At 69.6% G+C, this 14,982-nt stretch carries 14 protein-coding genes; 6 read left to right on the top strand and 8 right to left on the bottom strand.

What is annotated here, in order from left to right; genetic code table 11:
• Positions 1-93 precede the first annotated feature (93 nt).
• Genes ACWEOE_RS24330 through ACWEOE_RS24320 form a run of 3 tightly spaced genes read left to right on the top strand, consistent with a single transcriptional unit; the run spans position 94 to position 2,548 of the window.
• On the top strand, positions 94-804 hold the full coding sequence (locus ACWEOE_RS24330) for a response regulator transcription factor (RefSeq protein ID WP_452012751.1): 711 nt from the start codon (positions 94-96) through the stop codon (positions 802-804).
• Complete coding sequence (locus ACWEOE_RS24325) at positions 801-2,132, top strand: ATP-binding protein (protein WP_452012750.1); 1,332 nt, start codon at positions 801-803, stop codon at positions 2,130-2,132. Before ACWEOE_RS24330 ends, ACWEOE_RS24325 begins: the two co-directional genes overlap by 4 nt.
• A 23-nt stretch (positions 2,133-2,155) precedes the next feature.
• Positions 2,156-2,548 carry a (deoxy)nucleoside triphosphate pyrophosphohydrolase gene (locus tag ACWEOE_RS24320; RefSeq protein ID WP_452012749.1) on the top strand — a complete coding sequence of 131 codons (393 nt, stop codon included), beginning with the start codon at positions 2,156-2,158 and terminating at the stop codon, positions 2,546-2,548.
• 50 nt (positions 2,549-2,598) lie between these two features.
• Here ACWEOE_RS24320 and trpS read toward each other — a convergent pair whose 3' ends face one another.
• Positions 2,599-3,564, bottom strand: a complete 966-nt coding sequence (gene trpS, locus ACWEOE_RS24315; RefSeq protein ID WP_452012748.1) for a tryptophan--tRNA ligase — start codon at positions 3,562-3,564, stop codon at positions 2,599-2,601.
• A gap of 206 nt (positions 3,565-3,770) precedes the next feature.
• Here trpS and ACWEOE_RS24310 point away from each other — a divergent pair, with 206 nt between their 5' ends.
• Complete coding sequence (locus ACWEOE_RS24310; protein ID WP_452012747.1) at positions 3,771-4,070, top strand: YciI family protein; 300 nt, start codon at positions 3,771-3,773, stop codon at positions 4,068-4,070.
• Between the two features lie 93 nt (positions 4,071-4,163).
• Here ACWEOE_RS24310 and ACWEOE_RS24305 read toward each other — a convergent pair whose 3' ends face one another.
• Complete coding sequence (locus ACWEOE_RS24305; RefSeq protein WP_452012746.1) at positions 4,164-4,331, bottom strand: hypothetical protein; 168 nt, start codon at positions 4,329-4,331, stop codon at positions 4,164-4,166.
• A gap of 231 nt (positions 4,332-4,562) precedes the next feature.
• On the opposite strand from ACWEOE_RS24305, the gene typA reads away from it, so the two are divergent.
• Both typA and ACWEOE_RS24295 read left to right on the top strand, forming a co-directional pair.
• Positions 4,563-6,491, top strand: coding sequence for a translational GTPase TypA (gene typA / locus ACWEOE_RS24300; protein ID WP_452012745.1), 1,929 nt, complete (start codon positions 4,563-4,565; stop codon positions 6,489-6,491).
• Between the two features lie 223 nt (positions 6,492-6,714).
• Entirely contained in the window at positions 6,715-8,433 is a 1,719-nt protein-coding gene (locus ACWEOE_RS24295; RefSeq protein ID WP_452012744.1) for an ABC transporter family substrate-binding protein, read from the top strand.
• Between the two features lie 19 nt (positions 8,434-8,452).
• Here ACWEOE_RS24295 and ACWEOE_RS24290 read toward each other — a convergent pair whose 3' ends face one another.
• The 6 genes from ACWEOE_RS24290 to ACWEOE_RS24265 all read right to left on the bottom strand — a co-directional run bounded on the left by ACWEOE_RS24290 (position 8,453) and on the right by ACWEOE_RS24265 (position 14,962).
• Entirely contained in the window at positions 8,453-8,749 is a 297-nt protein-coding gene (locus ACWEOE_RS24290) for a hypothetical protein (protein ID WP_452012742.1), read from the bottom strand.
• A 233-nt stretch (positions 8,750-8,982) separates the two neighbouring features.
• Positions 8,983-10,005: an ABC transporter ATP-binding protein gene (locus ACWEOE_RS24285; RefSeq protein ID WP_452012741.1), complete on the bottom strand. Its 1,023-nt coding sequence runs from the start codon at positions 10,003-10,005 to the stop codon at positions 8,983-8,985.
• The gene (locus ACWEOE_RS24280; RefSeq protein WP_452012740.1) at positions 10,005-11,093 is read right to left on the bottom strand and encodes an ABC transporter ATP-binding protein; all 1,089 of its coding nucleotides are present in this window, start codon (positions 11,091-11,093) and stop codon (positions 10,005-10,007) included. Before ACWEOE_RS24280 ends, ACWEOE_RS24285 begins: the two co-directional genes overlap by 1 nt.
• Positions 11,090-12,043: an ABC transporter permease gene (locus ACWEOE_RS24275; protein ID WP_452012739.1), complete on the bottom strand. Its 954-nt coding sequence runs from the start codon at positions 12,041-12,043 to the stop codon at positions 11,090-11,092. Before ACWEOE_RS24275 ends, ACWEOE_RS24280 begins: the two co-directional genes overlap by 4 nt.
• Positions 12,036-13,016 (bottom strand): ABC transporter permease, encoded by a 981-nt coding sequence (locus ACWEOE_RS24270; RefSeq protein WP_452012738.1) that lies wholly within the window; start codon positions 13,014-13,016, stop codon positions 12,036-12,038. The genes ACWEOE_RS24275 and ACWEOE_RS24270 overlap by 8 nt, the downstream gene beginning before the upstream one ends.
• A gap of 197 nt (positions 13,017-13,213) precedes the next feature.
• Positions 13,214-14,962, bottom strand: coding sequence for an ABC transporter family substrate-binding protein (locus ACWEOE_RS24265; RefSeq protein WP_452012737.1), 1,749 nt, complete (start codon positions 14,960-14,962; stop codon positions 13,214-13,216).
• Positions 14,963-14,982: the final 20 nt, after the last annotated feature.

Below are 14,982 nucleotides of genomic sequence, written 5' to 3'. Positions count from 1 at the left end.
CGTTTCCCCCTCGACGCTGAGATACCCCTGAATGTTCGGCCCCCGCCGCTGAGATCGCGCTGAGAGCTCGCGCACGACCTGCGCAAACCGGCCATGATGAGACTCGTGAAACCTCGGGTGCTGGTGGTCGACGACGAGCCGGGCGTGCTCAAGGCGCTGCAACGCGGCCTGCGCGCGGAGGACATGGACGTGGTCACGGCGGCCGACGGACCGTCCGGGCTGCGGCTCGCGCGCACCGGCGCGTTCGACGTGGTGCTGCTCGACATCATGCTGCCCGGCCTCTCGGGTTACCGCGTGCTGCAACAGCTGCGCGCGGAGAACGTGACGACGCCGGTCCTGCTCGTGTCCGCCAAGGACGGTGAGATCGACCAGGCCGACGGCCTCGACCTCGGTGCCGACGGGTACGTCGTGAAGCCGTTCTCCTTCGTCGTGCTGGTGGCGCAGGTGCGCGCGGTGCTGCGCCGCGCCGGGCCCGAGGCGTCCCGCGGCACGCTGCGGCTCGGCGCGCTCGAAGTGGACCGCGCGCTGCGGCAGGTGCGCTGGGACGGCGCCGAGGTGCCGTTGTCGCCGCGCGAGTTCGGGCTGCTGGAGGTGCTCGTGGGACGCGCCGGCACGGTCGTCACGAAGGACGAGCTGCTGCGCGCGGTGTGGGGTGAGGAGCAGGCCGTGACGCGCAATCTCGTGGAGGTCTACGTGGGTTACGTGCGGCGCAAGCTCGACGCGGTCGGCGCCGGCGCCCTGCTGCGGACCGTGCGCGGCCACGGCTACCTCGCGTCCGACACACAGCTGGACGAGGTGTTGTGATCGGCTCACCGTCGTGGTGGCGAGGCCGGTCGCTGCAGGTCCGCATCACGGTGCTGGCCACCACGATCACGCTGGTCTGCCTGCTCGGCCTCGCCACACTGGCCGCCCGCCGGCTCGAACCGCTGCTCGTCGACTCGGTGGACCACGAGCTCACGGCCGCGCTCGGACCCGCGTCCGCGTCGGTCGCCACGGGCCGGCCGCCGGCCGGGGCCGACCCGGTTTCCGTGCGGGTGCTCGACATCTCCGGCGGACCCGTCGACGGTCTGCCGCGGCCGCCGTTGAGCGCCGACGCGATCGGGGAGCTCAAGGCGGGCGTGGCCGTGCAGACCGACGGCGACCGGTGGCGGGGCCAGGTCGTGAGCGCGCCGGACGGCAGTCAACGGCTCGTGGTCGCAGGCGCCGGTCTCGTGGGGTTCGCCGCGGCGGTCCACTCCGGCGGGTTGTGGCTGGTGCTCACCGCGCTGGTCGGCGCGGTCGTGGCGGGCCTCGCGACCTGGCTGGTGGTGCGCTTCGCGCTGCGGCCGGTGGCGCGCATGCGCGGCCTGGTGCGCTCGCTGCCGCCGGGCTCGCGGCTGCCGCTGCCGACGTCGAACGACGAACTGCGCGCGCTCGCCGAGGAGTTCAACGCGCTGCTGGCCCGCCAGGAAGAGGTGAGCAGCCGGCTTCGCCGCTTCACCGGCGACGCGGCCCACGAGCTGCGCTCGCCCGTCGCGTCGATCCGCGTGCAGGCCGAGGTCGCCGTGACGAACCCGAACCCGGAGCTGGCGCAGGAGACGCTCACCGACATCCTCGCCGAGGCCGAACGCCTCTCGACCCTGCTCGACGGCCTGCTGTCACTGGCCCGCTCCGACGCCGGCGAGGTGCCGCCCACCGAACCGGTCGACCTGGTCAGCCAGGTCCGCGCGGCCGTGCACCGGCTGCCGGCCGGTGCGCCCGAAACGCGGGTGAGCGCCGCCGTCGCGCAGGCCTGGGCCATGGCGACGCACTCGGAGGTCGAGCTGGTGCTCGACAACCTCCTGCGCAACGCCTGCCGCTACGCCGCCGGCCAGATCGTGGTGTCCGTGCTCGCCTCGCGGTCCGACGTGCGCGTGGTGGTGGACGACGACGGGCCCGGCATCGCGCCCGAGCACCGGGCCAAGGTGTTCGACCGCTTCTACCGCGTGGCCGACGACCGCGCGCGCTCATCGGGCGGAACGGGCCTCGGCCTGGCGATGGTTGCCGAGGCCGTACGCCGCCGTGGCGGGCGCGTGCGGGTGGGGGAATCGCCGGACGGTGGTGCGCGCTTCGAGGTCAGGTGGCGCGCGGATCGGGCCGCGGCGCGCGGGTGAACGCCGTGCGGGAGACTGGGCCGATGGACGGGGTCATCGTCGGGGCGGCGCTGGTGCGCGACGGGAAGTTGCTCACGCAGCAGCGGGCGTGGCCGCCGCACCACGCGGGACAATGGGAACTGCCGGGCGGACGCGTCGAAGAGGGCGAGAGCGACTCGTACGCGCTGGCTCGCGAGTGTCAGGAAGAGCTCGACGTGGCCGTCACGGTGGGCGGTCGCGTCGGCGAAGAGGTGCCGCTGCCGGGCGGGAAGGTGCTGCGCGTGTACTCCGCCGCGCTCATCTCCCCGGGCGACGAACCACGCGCGGTCGAGCACACGGCGCTGCGCTGGGTGGGGCCCGACGAGCTCGACGAAGTCGACTGGCTGCCGGCGGACCGTGGGCTCATCCCGGCGCTGCGGGCGCTGCTCCTCGGCTGACGAGCGGGTTTTCCCTGCCGTGGCAAGGAAAACCCGCCGTCGTGAGATCTTCAGCCGGCGCCGATGAGGCGCAGCGCCGAGGTCAGCCGGTGCTCGCCCCGCTCGGCGGCCCGGATGGCCCCGGCCTTGCGGACGCGTTCGAGCTCGGCGGTGTCGGCGAGCAGCGCCAGCGTGCGTTCCCGCACCGGCCGCAGCTCCTCGATCACGGCGTCGGCGACGGCGTCCTTGAGCACGCCGTAGGACGGGTACGCGTCGGCCAGCTGTGCCGGGTCGCCGCCGGTGCAGGCGGCGAGGATGTCCAGCAGGTTCGCGATGCCCGGCCGGCTTTCCGGGGCGTACGCGGGCACGGACCCGCCGTCGGTGCGCGCGCGGCGGATCTTGCGGCGCACCTGGTCCGGATCGTCGAGCACGAAGATCACCCCGACGGCGTCGTGAGCGGACTTCGACATCTTGCGCGTCGGGTCGGCCAGGTCCTTCACCCGTGCGCCGGCGGGCGGCAGTGTCGCCTCCGGCACGGTGAAGACCTCGCCGTAGGTGGTGTTGAAGCGCCGCGCGAGCACCCGCGTGAGCTCCACGTGCTGGCGCTGGTCCTCGCCCACGGGCACCCTCGACGCGCCCTGCAGCAGGATGTCGGCCGCCATCAGCACCGGGTAGGTGAGCAGGCTCAGCCGCACCCCGGCCTGGCCCTTGGACTTCTCCTTGAACTGGATCATCCGGGCGGCCTCGCCGTAGGTGCACGTGGACTCGAGCACCCACGTCAGCGCGCCCAGCTCCTTCGCGATGTCCGACTGCACGAACACCCGCTCCGGCGCGATGCCCGTGGCCACGAGCACGGCGAGCTGCTCGGTGGCCAGCGCGCGCAGCTTCGCGGGGTTGTGGGCCGTGGTCATGGCGTGCAGGTCGGACACGAAGTACAGGTCGTCGGGCTGCCCCTCGGCCGCCCAGCGCCGCAGTGCGCCGAGGTGGTTGCCGAGCTGCACGTGGCCGGACGGGGTGATGCCGGATAACTGGACCACGGGGGTTCCTCTCCTGGGTGTGTGCCCCGGGAGGAGACCCGCCTGACAAGCGAGAAGGCCGCCCACCGGGGCGGCCTTCGCTGGTTTCAGCGCAGAGCTTCGGGGCCGCCGGAGGGCGGCCACCACTGGGAGCTGTGCGCGAACATGGAGCACACCTTAGAACACTTGCGGGTGCCGTGGGGCAGAACACGGTTTACCGTCGAACCATGTTTGTCGTCTTGCTCACCTACACCGCGCCCATCGAGGAGATCGACCTCGCGCTGCCCGACCACGCCGAGTGGCTGGCGACCCAGTACGACCGCGGGCACTTCCTCGCCTCCGGCCGCCAGAAGCCGCGCACGGGCGGTGTGATCATCACGCGGCCGATGGCCCGCGGGAAGCTCGACGCCATCCTCGCGACCGACCCGTTCGCGACTCAGCACCTCGCCCAGTACGAGGTGATCGAGTTCTCGCCGACGAAGACGGCGCCCGAGCTGCGGCTGGTCAACGAGGCCGTGCCGCACTGACCGCGTTCGGGGCGGAAACCGGGGCCACCGGCCGGAAACGGCCGGTGAAACCTGGCGGAACTGTGGCCGCCGGCCGAGGGTCGAGCTCCAGGTTCAGGCCGCGGCGGAGAGGTCCGTTTTCGCCTTCTTCAAGGCGAGCACGGGGCACTTCTTGCACCGCGAGGACGACCGGCAGCACTTCTTCTTGACCTTGCCGGCCTTCATCAGCTTGCGCACGACCGCGCGGGGGTCGTCCGGCTGCTTCTTGTCCTTTTTGCCCACGTTGGGCTCCCACGTCCTCGACGGCAATTCTCGATGCTTCAGGTTAGGTGAGCCTAACCGATTGTGGGGCGTGGCGGTCCTCACACTTCGGCTACAGGTACCCTGATGAAGTCCGCGTGTGGCCAAAGCCGGTCACGATGCCGGTTGAGGTGGCGAAGCCGTTCTGGTGGAGGCCATCGATCCGCCCGCGACGCGGCCACCCACCCGCCTTTGAAGTTCAGGAGTCTTCGCGTGCCCGCAGCCAGCGCCACCGCAGTCGAACCCGGCCGTGCGTCCGGCAAGACGCGGCCCGACCTGCGCAACGTCGCCATCGTCGCACACGTCGACCACGGGAAGACCACCCTGGTCGACGCCATGCTCCGGCAGTCCGGTGCCTTCGCCGAGCGAGCCGAGATCGTCGACCGCGTGATGGACTCCGGTGAACTCGAGCGGGAAAAGGGCATCACCATCCTCGCGAAGAACACCTCCATCCACCGCCAGACGCCCGAGGGCCAGGTCACGATCAACGTGATCGACACCCCGGGCCACGCCGACTTCGGCGGTGAGGTCGAGCGCGGCCTGTCGATGGTCGACGGCGTCGTGCTGCTCGTGGACGCGAGCGAGGGCCCGCTCCCGCAGACCCGCTTCGTGCTGCGCAAGACCCTCGAGGCCGGCCTGCCGGTGATCCTGGTCGTGAACAAGACCGACCGCCCGGACGCCCGCATCTCCGAGGTCGTCGAGGAGACCCACGACCTGCTCCTGGAGCTGGCCAGCGACATCGAGGACGCCGACCACGACGCGATCCTCGACCTGCCCGTGGTCTACGCCTCCGCGCGCGCCGGCAAGGCGAGCCTGGAGCAGCCCGCCGACGGCGAGATCCCCGAGAGCGAGAACCTCGACCCGCTGTTCGACACCCTGCTGCGCCACGTGCCGCCGCCCGCCGCGGACCTCGACGCGCCGCTGCAGGCCCTGGTCACCAACCTCGACGCGTCCAACTTCCTCGGCCGCATCGCGCTGATCCGCATCCACGCCGGCAAGCTGCGCAAGGGCCAGACCGTGGCCTGGATGCGCGAAGACGGCACCACGCAGAACGTGCGCATCTCCGAGCTGCTCGTGACCGAGGCCCTCACCCGCGTGCCGGCTCTCGAGGCCAGCGCGGGCGAGCTGGTCGCCATCGCGGGTATCCCGGACATCACGATCGGCGACACGCTGGCCGACTCGGACAACCCGGTGGCGCTGCCCCGGATCACCGTCGACGAGCCCGCGATCTCGATGACCATCGGCGTGAACACCTCGCCGCTGGCCGGCCGCAACGGCGGCGACAAGGTCACCGCGCGCCTGGTGAAGGCCCGCCTCGACCAGGAGCTGATCGGCAACGTCTCGATCCGCGTGCTGCCGACCGAGCGCCCCGACACCTGGGAGGTCCAGGGCCGCGGCGAGCTGGCGCTGGCCATCCTCGTCGAGCAGATGCGGCGCGAGGGCTTCGAGCTCACCGTCGGCAAGCCGCAGGTGGTGCTGCGCACGATCGACGGCAAGCTGCACGAGCCGTTCGAGCGCCTGTACATCGACTCGCCCGAGGAGCACCTCGGCGCGATCACGCAGCTGCTCGCGGCGCGCAAGGGCCGCATGGAAGACATGAGCGGCAACGGCACCGGGCGCATCAAGCTCGAGTACGTGCTCCCGTCGCGCGGCCTGATCAGCTTCCGCACCGACTTCCTCACCGAGACCCGCGGCACCGGCATCGCGAACCACGTGTTCGAGGGCTACTTCCCGTGGGCGGGCGAGATCCGCACCCGCCACAGCGGCTCGTTGGTCGCCGACCGGACCGGCCCGGTCACCGCGTACGCGATGATCCAGCTGGCCGACCGCGGCACCTTCTTCGTGGAGCCGGGCGCCGAGGTTTACGAGGGCATGGTCGTGGGCGAGAACCCGCGCTTCGAGGACCTCGACATCAACATCACCAAGGAGAAGAAGCTGACGAACATGCGTCAGTCCTCCGCCGACGTGATGGAGACGCTGGCCCGCCCGCGCAAGATGGGCCTGGAAGAGGCGCTGGAGTTCTGCTCGGTCGACGAGTGCGTGGAGGTCGCGCCGGAGGTCGTGCGGGTGCGCAAGGTCACGCTGGACATCAACACCCGGGCGAAGGAGCGTTCGCGCGCCAAGAGCCGCGAGAACGGCTGACGCTTTCGCTTCGAAGGGCGCCGTCCCCCTCATCGGGGAGCGGCGCCCTTCGCTGTTCTTCACCGGCGGGAACCGGACGGCGTTCCCGGACGTCCTCCGGTTGGCGGTATCCACTCCGGTGTCGGCCGGTCCGGCCGGATGTGGGAATCTCGGTGCCGAGCGGGCTCCGGCGTGGCAGCATGTCGGCTCGGACCGTGGGGAAATCGGGAGGGTACGCGTGCGGATGGGACGCAAGGCGGCGCCGGTGCTGGCGCTCGCGGGGGCGCTCCTCGCCGCGTGCTCGAACACGCCGCCGCCCCCGGTGGTCACGTCGGTGCCGCCGGCGACCTCGACCACGCAGCCCGCGCCGTCGCAGATCGTGGTGGGCATCGACGACGTGGTGGGCGGCTACAACCCGCACACGCTCGCCGACTCGTCCACCGTCACCTCGGCGCTGTCGCAGCTGCTGCTGCCCTCGGTGTTCCGCCAGTCCGACGACGGCAAGCGCACGCTCGACAAGACGCTCATGACCTCGGCCGAGGTCGTGTCGCAGGTGCCGTTCACGGTGAAGTACGAGATCCGCCCCGAGGCCTCGTGGTCCGACGGCGCGCCGATCGCCACCGAGGACTTCACCTACCTCGCCGACGCCATGAAGACCCAGCCCGGCGTGATCGAGCCCGCCGGCTACCGGCTCATCAGCGACATCGAGTCGCGCGACGGCGGTAAGGGCGTCGAGGTCACCTTCAGCAAGCCGTACCCGGCGTGGCAGACGTTGTTCGACAACCTGCTCCCGCAGCACCTGCTCAAGGACCTGCCGGGCGGCTGGCAGGCCGCGCTGGCCACGAACTTCCCGGCCGTCGGGGGACCGTTCGCGATCAAGACCATCGACACCGCCCGCGGCGAGGTGACGTTGCAGCGCAACGACCGCTACTGGGACAAGCCCGCGGCCGTCGACAACCTGGTCCTGCGCCGCTCCGACCCATCGGGCATCGCCGCCGCGCTGCGCAGCGGCAACGACCAGTTCTCGATCACCCGCACCGACGCCAACGGCCTGCAGCTGCTCAACGAGCTCGGCTCCGCCGTGAAGCTCACGACCCTGCCCCGGCCCACGGTGGCCACCGTGCTGCTGCGGCCCGTCAGCGCGGCGCTCTCCGACCGCCAGGTCCGCCAGGGCGTGGCGGCCCTGCTGGACCGCGGCAAGCTCATCGCGGCGGGCGCCATGGGCGGTCCGGCGGCCGCGCTGAAGGCCGACGCCCAGGTCATCCCGCCCACCGGCGCCGGCTACGCGGCCACGATCCCGGCCGGTCCGCCCGCCGCGCCCGACCTCACGAAGGCCGAGGGTTACTTCAAGGCCGCCGGCTACACGAAGGAAGCCGGCGTCTGGCGCAAGGGCACCAAGACGTTGTCGTTGGTCGTCGCCTCGCCGGGGGAGGAAGAGCCCTACGCGTCGATCGCGAAGGAACTCTCCGACGAGCTCATCGCGGGCGGCGTGCAGGTCAACACCATCAAGCCCGAGCCACGCGACCTGTTCGCGTCGCTGCTCGCCATGCCCGTGCTCGACGGCCAGCAGCAGCCCGACGCAGGGGGCAACGTCGGCGTCGACATCGCCGTGGTCCCCCAACCGGTCGGCGGCGACCCGGCCACGGTGCTCGCGTCCACCTTTGGCTGCGCCCCCGACCAGGCCACCCCGGACAAGACGAAGCCCGTGGTACCCGCCAACTCCGCCGGCCTGTGCGACGAAAGCCTCCAAGCCTCGATCGACTCGGCCCTCACCGGCTCCACCACCCTGGCCGACGCGCTGAAGACCCTGGAACCCGAGCTGTGGTCGAACAACGTGGTGATCCCGTTGTTCCAGGAAGCCGAGACCCTGGCGGTGGGCAAGGGAATCTCCGGGCTGACGCCGGGGCCGCCGATGCTGGGCCCGTTCGGCTCGGCGGTGAACTGGACGCGCGGCACGAGCTGAGGGCCTCGCGCCCGGTGGATCAGCGCAGGTGATCGGCGATCTGCCGCAGGCCCTGCCGGATCAGCTCTCCGTACTCGTCGTCGCCCAGAGCGTCGATCGTCGCCTCCGCCTCGTGGAGGTGGTGGCGCGCGCGGCTGAGATCGCCCAGCTTGCGATGGCACTCGGCCAGGTTGAGGTGCAGGGAGGGCGACAACCCGGCCACCGTCAGCGTCAGTCCGGCCTCCGCCATGCGGGTGTCGGTCAGGTACTGAGCGGCCGCCAGGGCGCGCTCGTCCCAGAGCAGTTCTTCGTGTACGTCGTCCTGCACATCGGCCATGGCGTGGGCGAGTGTGCACCGGTGCAGCGGATCTCCTTGCACGCCACCGATTTCGGCCCAGATTTCGGAAACGAGCGGCGCGCGGCGGCCCGGTCGCCGCCCTGTCCGAGCAGCACCGCCTCGCCGATGCGCAGGAGTGTCGGATCGGTGATCACGCGGGAGTCTCCTTTGCCACCAGCGAAAAACGCCCCGGTGCGAACCAAGGCACCGGGGCGTTCGTCGTCGAGTGGAACTCAGATCAGCTGCAGGCTCTCGGCGAAGTGGCACGCCGTCGGGTGACCCTGGCCGTGGTCGACCAGCAGCGGTTCTTCCGTCGAGCACTTCTTGCGGCCCGCGTCGTCGAGTTCGTTCGCGAACTTCGGGCAGCGGGTGCGGAAGCGGCAGCCCGAGGGCGGGTTCGCCGGGCTGGGCACGTCGCCGGTGATGACGATGCGCTGGCGGGTGCGTTCCTTGCGCGGGTCCGGCACCGGGATGGCCGAGATGAGGGCCTGCGTGTACGGGTGCGTCGGGTTGTTGAAGAGGTCCTCGGAAGGTGCGGTCTCCACGATCTTGCCGAGGTACATCACCGCGATGCGGTCGGACACGTGGCGCACCACCGAAAGGTCGTGCGACACGAACAGGTACGACAGCCCGAGCTCCGCCTGCAGGTCCTTCAGCAGGTTGAGCACACCGGCCTGGATCGACACATCGAGCGCCGACACCGGTTCGTCGAGCACCAGCACCTTCGGCTTGAGCGCGAGCGCGCGGGCGATGCCGATGCGCTGGCGCTGACCGCCGGAGAACTCGTGCGGGAAGCGGTTGCCGTGCTCCGGGCGCAGGCCCACGGTCTTCATCAGGTCACGGACCTGCTGGCGGCCGCCGTTGTCGTAGAGGCCGTGGATGCGCAGGGGCTCGGCGATGATCTCGTTCACCGGCAGCCGCGGGTCCACCGAGGCGTACGGGTCCTGGAACACGATCTGCATGTCGCGGCGCAGGCGCTGCAGCTCGCGCTTCGACATCTTGGCCAGGTCGCGGCCTTCGTAGGTGACCGTGCCGTCGGTGAGCGGCTGCAGGGCCAGCGCGATGCGGGCCGTGGTCGACTTGCCGCAGCCCGACTCGCCGACGAGCGCGAGCGTCTCGTGCGGGTAGATGTCGAACGACACACCCGACACGGCCTGGACCGCCCCCGTGGTGCGGCGGATGACGCCGCCGCCGCGGATGGGGAAGTGCTTGACCAGGTTCTGCGCGGAGAGGACGGGCGTCCGGTTCTCGCTCATCAGATCGTCTCCGTGTCGGTCGCGGCGTCGACGGTGACCGGGACGGCAGCCGTGTCGGCCGAAGTGGCGCTGAACAGCTCGGCCGGGTCACGGCCGATCACCTGCTCGGTGAAGTGGCAGGCGGCGAACTGCATGCCGGGGCCGGGCACCAGCGGCGGCTCGGTCTCGTTGCAGATGTCCTGCGCGATCGGGCACCGCGGGCTGAACGGGCAGCCCGGCGGCATGTTCGTGGTCGCGGGCGGCGAGCCGGTGATCGGCGTGAGGCGTTCGGTCTTCACGTCGAGGCGGGGCAGGCTGCCCAGCAGACCCAGCGTGTACGGCATCCGCGGCGTGTAGAAGATCTCGTCGACGGTGCCGGACTCCACCACCTTGCCGGCGTACATCACGTGCACGCGGTCGGCCTGGCCGGCGATCACGCCGAGGTCGTGGGTGATGAGCACCATCGCCGCGCCCGTTTCCTTCTGCGCCGCCTGCAGCGCTTCGAGGATCTGGGCCTGCACGGTCACGTCGAGGGCCGTGGTCGGCTCGTCGGCGATGATCACGTCCGGGTTGTTCGCCATGGCGATCGCGATCACCACGCGCTGGCGCATACCGCCGGAGAGCTGGTGCGGGTACTCGTCCGCGCGCTGCTTCGGGTTCGGGATGCGCACCAGGTCGAGCAGGTCGATCGCCTGCTTCCTGGCCACGTCCTTGCGCACGTCGTGGTGGGCGGTGATCGCCTCGGCGATCTGGTCGCCCACGGTGTACACCGGGTTCAGCGAGGTCATCGGGTCCTGGAAGACCATCGCGATGCCCTTGCCGCGGACCTTGTTGAGCTCTTTCTCGCCGGCCTTCAGCAGCTCGACCCCGCCGAAGCGGATCGAGCCGGAGATCTTGGCGGTGCGCGGCAGGAGACCCATCACGGCCATCGACGTCACGGACTTGCCGGAGCCGGACTCGCCGACGATCCCGAGCACCTCGCCGCGCTGCAGTTGGTAACTCACGCCGCGCACGGCGTTGACCACGCCGTCGTCGGTTGGGAACTGGACCTTCAGGTCCTCCACCACGAGGACGGGGTCGCCGCCACCACGGGTGTCGTACTCGGTCATGCGCGCACCTTCGTCTGCTGGGGGTCGAACGCGTCGCGCAGGCCGTCCCCGATGAAGTTGATCGTCAGCGCGATCAGGATGATGAACACGCCCGGGAAGTAGAACAGCCACGGGCGGGTGTCGACCGCGGTCTGCGCGTTGCTCACGAGCAGGCCCAGCGACGTGTCGGGCGGCTGCACGCCGAACCCGATGAACGACAGCGCGGTCTCGAGCAGGATGCCGATCGACACCAGGATCGTCAGGTTCACGATGATCGCGCCGAGCGCGTTGGGCACCAGGTGCCGGAAGATGATCCGCGCGTCACTCGCGCCGAGCGCCTTCGAGGCTTCCACGAACTCCTTCTCGCGCAAGGAGAGCACGACACCGCGCGCGACGCGGGACACGTAGGCCCAGTACAGGCCGGCGATGACCACCGCGATCAGCCACCACGTGCCACCCACCTGGTGGGCCAGCACGGCGGCGACGGCGAGCAGTGGCAGCGTGAGCACGAGGTCGGAGATGCGCATCAGGACCGTGTCGATCCAGCCGCGGTAGTACCCGGCGATCGAGCCCCAGATGGTGCCCACGATCGTCGCGAAGATCGCGATGAGCACGGAGATCTGCAGCGAGATCTGGGTCCCGCGCATCACCTGGGCCAGCGTGTCGTGACCGACCGCGTCGGTGCCGAACGGGTGCGTGCCCGACGGCGGCGCGGAGTTGTCCTGGGTGATGTCGGCCGGCGTGAACTTCCAGACCAACGGGCCGACGTAGGCGAACAGGATGATCAGGATGAACACGATCAGGCTGATCATCGCCAGGCGGTGCTGCAGGAAGCGCTTGAAGACCAGCTGTGCCTGGCTGCGTTCCTTGACCGTGAACTCGCGCTCGGGAGCGGTGTCGGGCTTCGTCGCGACGTCGAGGCGGGAGTCCGCCCCGGTCGGCAGTTCTTCGGTCGTCGATTCGTCACGCATAGCGGATCCTCGGGTCGAGCAGGCCGTAGAGCAGGTCGGCGATGAGGTTGAGCAGGATGATGAACGTGGCGGCGATGAGCAGCCACGCCTCCACGGCGTAGACGTCGCTCTGCCGGATCGCGTTCAGCAGGAACGTGCCTGCGCCCTGCCATTGGAACACGGTCTCGGTCACCACGGCACCGCCGAGGATCGCGCCGATGTCCAGCGCGGTCACGGTCGTGAGCGGAATGAGCGCGTTGCGCAGCGCGTGCCGGCGGGTCACGGTCCAGCGCGGCAGGCCCTTGGCCCGGGCGAGCCGCACGTAGTCGCTGTTGAGGACCTCGAGCATCGACGCGCGCTGGAAGCGGCTCCAGGCCGCGTAGCTCGTGAGCGCGAGCGAGATGGTCGGCAGGATCAGGTGGCCGACGACGTCGCCGAGCTGTGCCCCGAACCCGTCGGGTGTGATCACCGACGAGGAGCCGATCGTGTAGAAGACCTGGTCGCCGACGGAGGTGTTGATCCCGATGCCGATCTGCTTGAGCACGATGGCGAACCAGAACGACGGCATCGACAGGAACAGGAAGCCGAAGAAGGTCGCGGTGTAGTCGAACTTCGAGTACTGGCGGGCCGCGCTGATCACGCCGATGACCACAGCGAGGATCAGGGCCACGATCATGGCCAGCACGATCAGGCGCAGGGTCACGCCGAAGCGGACGAAGACCTCGTGGCCGATGTTCAGGTTCGACTGCACCGACGGGCCGAAGTCACCGCTGAGGACCCCGGTGATCCAGTGCCAGTACCGCTCGAGGATCGGCTGGTCGAGGTGCAGGCGGATCCGCTCGAGCTCGATCGTCTGCGGGGGCGGGGGCGGGTTTCTCTGGATCAGGTAGCTCAACGGGTTGGCCGAGAGCGACACCATCACGAAGACGAGGAACGTCGACACGATGAGGATCGGCACCGAGACGAAGAGCCGGCGCAGTGCGAAGGCAAGCATGGAGGTCTTCCTGCTCTGGTGGTTCTGCCGCGAACCCGCCGCTTGTGGTGGCAGGGCCGGGGCGACGAGAGAGGCAAATCTGGAGTTCGGGATGAAGCGGACTTGACGGTTCGGACATGCGGTGAGGGGCCGGCGATGTGCCGGCCCCTCACCGGTTGTCCTGCGTGAATCTACCCGCGGAATCTACCGGGTGGTGATCACTTGCGGAGGCCCCACTCCGCCATGTTGTAGACCGGGGCGTCGAGCGTGGAGTTGTTGCGGATGTTCCCGATCTTGTCGGACGAAGCGATGAAGGTCGGCTTCTGGTACAGCGGAAGCACGTACGCGTCGTCGGACATGATCTGGTCGGCCTGGTTCAGCAGGTCCGTGGCCTTGGCCTGGTCGGTCTCGGTGTTGGCCTGGGCGATCAGGCTGTCGACCTGCGGGTTGGAGTACTTGCCGTAGTTGCTGCCCTGACCGGTGACCCAGTTCTGGACGGCGCCCGCGAACGGGAACGGCGAGGACACCCAGGCGAACACGATGATGTCGTAGTCGCCCTTGGTGGTGGTGTCACCGAGGTCGTCGGTCGGCGACACGTTCACGGTGATGCCCAGCTGCTTGGCAGCCGCCGCGAACAGCTCGCACTCGTCCTGGCGGATCTGGTTGCCGACGGTGTAGCGGATGCGGTACGGGCCGACGTTCTTGCCCGACGGGTCCTGCAGCTGCGTGCCGTTGAGCTTGTAACCGGCGTCCGTGAGGATCTTCTTCGCCTTGTCGATGTCACCGGTGCCCTGACCGGTCGACGACACGACGTCCTTGAAGCCCTGCTGCTGCGGCATGAAGTTGTGGTTGTTCAGCGGCTCGACCTTGTTCGTGAACTGGCCGACCGTCTTCGCGATCATGTCCTTGCGGTTGATCGCCGTGAACAGCGCCTGGCGCAGCGCCTTGTTGTCGAGGCCCGGCGACTTCAGGTTGAAGTCGAAGTGCTCCCAGGTCAGGCCGAGGCCGATGTAGGAGGAGATGTTCGGCATGTTCTTGACCTGGTTCACGAGGTCGACCTGCGGCTGCGGGTAGATGACCTGGACCTCGTTGTTCTGCAGGGCCGTCGGCTCCTGGGTGGCGTCGGTGATGATGCGGAAGATCACGCTCGACAGGTGCGGCTTGGCGCCCCAGTACTTGTCGTTCGGGACCTCGGTGACCGACTGGTTGTTCACGAACTTCGAGATCTTGAACGGACCGGCGGTCCAGGTCGGCACGGTGTCGCCGAACCACTTGTACGACGAGGCGAGGCCGGCCGGGGTCTTGGTGTCACCGTGCTGGGCGGCCAGGTGCGCGGGGTACATCGCGCCCGAGGAGCTCCACAGCTGGCGCCAGTCGGTGAACGGCTTGGAGAAGGTCGCGGTGACCGTCTTGCCGTTGTCCGAGCCGACGACCGACTGGATCTGGTCGTAGCCCGAGGTCGTGGCGGCCTGGCAGTCGGGGCAGTCCTTGCCGTTCTGGACCTTCCAGTTGTAGATGAAGTCGTCGGCCGACACCGGGGTGCCGTCGTCCCAGGACGCCTTCGGGTTGATCTTGTAGACGACCACCTGCGGGTTGGTGCTGGTGATGTCCGCCGACTCCACGAAGTCCTTGTTCAGGACCGGCTTGAGGTCCGGCGTCGCGTAGAAGGTGTAGGGCAGGATGCCCTTGGTGACCATGCCCGTCTCGAACACGTTGCCCTCGGCCGAGGTCACGTTCCAGTTGGGGATGTTCTTCTCGATGGCGTACGTGACGTCGCCGCCCTGCTGCAGCTGATCCGCGGCAACCGAGTTGCAGGTGTTCGGGTCCTTGTCGCAGCCGGCGAAGGCCTGCCCGGTCTGCACCGCGCTGTTGCCGCCACCGCCGCCCCCGCAAGCGGAGAGCAGAAGGGCCGCGCCCGCGACGAACGCACCGAGCTTCGCGGCGCGCGACCTAGTCGTCACTAACATTCATTCTCCTTGCTCGACGC

The organism is Amycolatopsis sp. NPDC004368, assembly GCF_053602515.1.
The sequence above is the reverse complement of the archived record's forward strand: the minus strand, read 5'-3'. Positions and strand labels throughout refer to the sequence as shown.

What these genes read in the sequence shown, in the direction of transcription:
- ACWEOE_RS24330 (WP_452012751.1), top strand. Translation starts at nt 94, where the DNA reads ATGATGAGACTCGTGAAACCTCGGGTGCTGGTGGTCGACGACGAGCCG.
- ACWEOE_RS24320 (WP_452012749.1), top strand. Translation starts at nt 2,156, where the DNA reads ATGGACGGGGTCATCGTCGGGGCGGCGCTGGTGCGCGACGGGAAGTTG.
- ACWEOE_RS24310 (WP_452012747.1), top strand. Translation starts at nt 3,771, where the DNA reads ATGTTTGTCGTCTTGCTCACCTACACCGCGCCCATCGAGGAGATCGAC.
- ACWEOE_RS24295 (WP_452012744.1), top strand. Translation starts at nt 6,715, where the DNA reads ATGGGACGCAAGGCGGCGCCGGTGCTGGCGCTCGCGGGGGCGCTCCTC.
- ACWEOE_RS24290 (WP_452012742.1), bottom strand. Translation starts at nt 8,749, where the DNA reads ATGGCCGATGTGCAGGACGACGTACACGAAGAACTGCTCTGGGACGAG.
- ACWEOE_RS24285 (WP_452012741.1), bottom strand. Translation starts at nt 10,005, where the DNA reads ATGAGCGAGAACCGGACGCCCGTCCTCTCCGCGCAGAACCTGGTCAAG.
- ACWEOE_RS24280 (WP_452012740.1), bottom strand. Translation starts at nt 11,093, where the DNA reads ATGACCGAGTACGACACCCGTGGTGGCGGCGACCCCGTCCTCGTGGTG.
- ACWEOE_RS24275 (WP_452012739.1), bottom strand. Translation starts at nt 12,043, where the DNA reads ATGCGTGACGAATCGACGACCGAAGAACTGCCGACCGGGGCGGACTCC.
- ACWEOE_RS24270 (WP_452012738.1), bottom strand. Translation starts at nt 13,016, where the DNA reads ATGCTTGCCTTCGCACTGCGCCGGCTCTTCGTCTCGGTGCCGATCCTC.
- ACWEOE_RS24265 (WP_452012737.1), bottom strand. Translation starts at nt 14,962, where the DNA reads ATGTTAGTGACGACTAGGTCGCGCGCCGCGAAGCTCGGTGCGTTCGTC.